The sequence below is a fragment of the Polaromonas sp. genome (assembly GCF_030682935.1).
In the GTDB taxonomy this organism is placed as follows: domain Bacteria; phylum Pseudomonadota; class Gammaproteobacteria; order Burkholderiales; family Burkholderiaceae_C; genus Polaromonas.
This window is the reverse complement of the sequence record NZ_JAUXNA010000199.1, coordinates 1-2756: the sequence shown is the minus strand read 5'-3', so window position 1 is coordinate 2756 and position 2756 is coordinate 1. Positions and strand designations below refer to the sequence as shown.

4 protein-coding genes are annotated in these 2756 nt (G+C 61.9%); 2 read left to right on the top strand and 2 right to left on the bottom strand.

Annotated features, from left to right (window positions below; genetic code table 11):
* A partial coding sequence (locus Q8K05_RS09180; protein ID WP_305246326.1) for a transmembrane anchor protein occupies window positions 1-477 on the top strand: 477 nt, incomplete at its 5' end.
* A gap of 183 nt (window positions 478-660) precedes the next feature.
* Here Q8K05_RS09180 and Q8K05_RS09175 read toward each other — a convergent pair.
* On the bottom strand, window positions 661-939 hold the full coding sequence (locus Q8K05_RS09175; protein ID WP_305246325.1) for a metal-sensing transcriptional repressor: 279 nt from the start codon (window positions 937-939) through the stop codon (window positions 661-663).
* Window positions 940-1128: 189 nt separating this feature from the next.
* Here Q8K05_RS09175 and Q8K05_RS09170 point away from each other — a divergent pair, with 189 nt between their 5' ends.
* Window positions 1129-2448 carry an MFS transporter gene (locus tag Q8K05_RS09170; protein WP_305246324.1) on the top strand — a complete coding sequence of 440 codons (1320 nt, stop codon included), beginning with the start codon at window positions 1129-1131 and terminating at the stop codon, window positions 2446-2448.
* 87 nt (window positions 2449-2535) lie between these two features.
* Here Q8K05_RS09170 and Q8K05_RS09165 read toward each other — a convergent pair.
* Window positions 2536-2756 (bottom strand): thiamine pyrophosphate-dependent enzyme (locus tag Q8K05_RS09165; RefSeq protein WP_305246323.1); only part of this gene is annotated, 221 nt, incomplete at its 5' end.

Sequence of the window (2756 nt, the reverse complement as noted above, 5' to 3'; positions counted from 1 at the left end):
ATCAAGGTCAGCCTGGCCAGCGAAGCCGCTGCAGAAACGCCTGCATCCGCGCCCGGCGCCGCAGCTGCATCCGCCGCGTCAACCGCACCAGTTGCAGCCGCTACACCAGCGCCGAGCGCGCCCGCCGTAGTGGAAAAACCCGTGGTGGCCGGCCAAAGCCAGCAAATGACCGTGACGCTCAAGCCGGGTCAGGCGGCCGAGGTGAAGCTCGACATGCGCAAGGGTGCCAAGGTGGCCTACCGCTGGGAAACGCGCGGCGGTACGGTCAACTACGACGCGCATGGCGACCCGGTGCAAGCGCCGGCGGGTTTTTACCATGGCTACGGCAAGGGCCGTGAAGTCAATTCGGACGAGGGCACACTTGAAGCCGCCTTTGACGGCAAGCATGGCTGGTTCTGGCGCAACCGTTCGAAGGCCGAAGTGACGGTGACGCTGAAGGCCGACGGCGAATACACCGCCATCAAGCGGGTGCTCTGACGCAACACCAAGCGGCAATCACAGCCGATGCACGCCACCACCTTTCCATGCACAGGGCAAGAGGGCTGGTGGCGTTTTTTTTGGCGCTTGCATTTCGTTGGCGTGGGCCGCAACGCGGTCATCCGGATATGACGGCGTCGTACAGGGCGGACTTGAGTTCCGGGTCTTGTCCACGCCCCTGCCTCAAAGGTACTTGGTGATGTCCTTGAATTCGGCCATGGCTTCCCGCGAAGCACGCGGCTGGCTTTGCAGCGCGTGGTCGAGGCAGTGGTCCAGATGCTCATGAATCAGCGCCTTCTTGGCCGCTGCAATGGCACGCTCAACCGCATGGAGCTGCTGGGCCACCTCCAGACAAGTCCGCTGGGTCTCGATCATGCTGATGACATTGTTGAGGTGCCCGCTCGCTCGCTTGAGTCGCTTGACCACGGCGGGCTGAATCTGATGGCGATGTTCTTCATTCATCGTTAAATCCTATCCCAGGGGATGTGAAGGGTCAAGCCTCGCTTGGCGGCTTTGTCCGGCCGCGCTCTCCTGTCGATCGGAATCAAAAACAATATAAAGCATCCCCCCGGGGGGGTTGTGGTTTCACATTAGAATGCGCCAGTTCGAATCCGAACGCGGCTTCGAGAGCGACCGTTAAAAAGGTAATCCATGTTCCAGGTTCTCTCCAATCGTACTTACCGTCATTTATTCCTGGCACAGGTGATTGCCCTGCTCGGCACCGGCCTGGCCACCGTCGCGCTCGGACTTCTGGCTTATGACCTGGCGGGAGCAAACGCCGGCGTAGTGCTTGGTACAGCGCTGGCGATCAAGATGCTTGCGTATATAGGCGTAGCGCCCATCGCCTCCGCCTTTGCCGAGCGCCTGCCACGTCGGGCGGTCCTCGTCAGCCTGGACGTGATACGCGCTGGTGTCGCCCTGCTGCTGCCGTTCGTTGACCAGATCTGGCAAATTTACGTGCTGATCTTTGTGCTGCAGTCAGCGTCGGCCGCGTTCACGCCCACGTTTCAGGCCACCATCCCGGACGTTTTGCCCGATGAAAAGGACTACACCAAAGCGCTGTCATTGTCGCGCCTGGCTTATGACATGGAAAGTCTCGTCAGCCCGGCACTTGCTGCTGCGCTGCTCAGCGTGATGACCTACCACAGCCTGTTCAACGGTACGGTGCTTGGCTTTCTGGCGTCAGCGGCACTGGTGGTCTCGGCGGTGCTGCCGCGCGCCAAGCTGCCGCCCAGGCGCGGCATTTACGAGCGCACCACACGCGGCGCTCGCATCTACCTGCACACCCCCCGGCTGCGCGGCCTGCTGGCGCTCAACATGGCCATTGCAGCCGGTAGTGCCATGGTGATCGTCAACACGGTGGTGCTGGTTCAGGCAGGGCTGGGTCTGGGACAAAAGTTCACCGCCCTGGCGCTGGCCGCGTTTGGCGCAGGCTCTATGATCGTCGCGTTTGCGTTGCCAACACTGCTCGACCGACTGCCTGAGCGGCGTGTGATGCTGACAGGAGCCGCACTGATTGCAGCCGCGCTGCTGGCAGGCGGTGTGGCACCCACAAGTTTTGAATTGTTGGTGGGCTTGTGGTTCATCATGGGCATGGGGTATTCGCTAGCGCAGACGCCTTCGGGCCGGCTGCTGCGCAAGTCGTCGGGTCCAGAAGACCGCCCTGCTCTCTTTGCTGCGCAGTTTGCCCTGTCACATGCCTGCTGGCTGTTGACCTACCCCCTCGCCGGATGGCTAGGCGCCAAAGCCGGCATGGGAATAAGTTTTTTGACGCTCGGTGCGGTGGCTGTCGCCGCCATCGTGCTGGCCAGCCGCTTGTGGCATCGCGAAGACACGACCGAACTTGCGCATCAGCACCCTGACTTGCCAGCAGGGCATGCACACCTGGTTCAAGGGCGGAACCACGGCGGCCCGAACGCGCATTCCCATGAGTTTTTCATCGACGACCAGCATCCACGCTGGCCCTCATGAGCTGCCCGGCCGTCTGCCTGGGCACTACGCCTCATGATAAAAATCGACCTTCAGGGCAATAGCATCGGACGCGAGCAGCTATTGTATTTATAGCGCCCGATTGCCCTGATCAGCTATTGCGTTCCGGGTGATTGCCGAAAGCGTGCCGCGTGTGCTGATGACTTCCGGGTTCAGCGTCACCTCGATCAGCGTGCCATCGGGGCGGGCCAGCGCGGCCAGCAGCTCGGCTTCAAATTCGGCGGTGTGCGTGATGCGCACCCCCGCATACCCGTAGGCGCGCGCCAGCGCCGCAAAGTCCGGGTTGTGCA

Excerpts from the sequence above, each read along its gene's own strand:
- Q8K05_RS09170 (WP_305246324.1), top strand. The coding sequence starts at position 1,129 with ATGTTCCAGGTTCTCTCCAATCGTACTTACCGTCATTTATTCCTGGCA.
- Q8K05_RS09175 (WP_305246325.1), bottom strand. The coding sequence starts at position 939 with ATGAATGAAGAACATCGCCATCAGATTCAGCCCGCCGTGGTCAAGCGA.